Annotated in this window: 1 rRNA gene; it reads left to right on the top strand. The window is 52.3% G+C overall.

Features of this window, described 5'->3' with window-relative positions:
• Nucleotides 1–299: 299 nt before the first annotated feature.
• Nucleotides 300–576 (top strand): 16S ribosomal RNA (locus tag SCA01S_RS21595); the annotation flags it as partial.

Below are 576 nucleotides of genomic sequence, written 5' to 3'. Positions count from 1 at the left end.
TTGGTCGCCAGATAGCTACGGACGGCTTAGATTTCCGGTGAGAACCGGGGATTGATTGTTGTCCGGGTTTTGTTGTCTGGGTTTGGTCTTTGACATTGTTGATTAGATGAAGGGACATGTGGGCGACGGCGCCTGGTGTCGGGGGTCTTTGGGCTCCGACGTCCAGTTTAAAGCAAGCCGGTATCTGTCTATATGTCCTTCGTATCCATTACGTTTGACAAATGCAGGCATCGGCTCCCGGAGTTCTGCTGTTGTCGCGGGTAGGTGCCATTGGTGCTTCTGCGATGATGGTTGTGACACAACTTGAGAGTTTGATCCTGGCTCAGAACGAACGCTGGCGGCATGCCTAACACATGCAAGTCGAACGAACCCTTCGGGGTTAGTGGCGCACGGGTGCGTAACGCGTGGGAATCTGCCCTTTGCTTCGGAATAACAGTTAGAAATGACTGCTAATACCGGATGATGACTTCGGTCCAAAGATTTATCGGCAAAGGATGAGCCCGCGTAGGATTAGGTAGTTGGTGGGGTAAAGGCCTACCAAGCCGACGATCCTTAGCTGGTCTGAGAGGATGATCA

The sequence above is a fragment of the Novosphingobium capsulatum NBRC 12533 genome (assembly GCF_001598375.1).
GTDB lineage: Bacteria > Pseudomonadota > Alphaproteobacteria > Sphingomonadales > Sphingomonadaceae > Novosphingobium > Novosphingobium capsulatum.
This window is presented reverse-complemented; position numbering and strand designations above follow the sequence as displayed.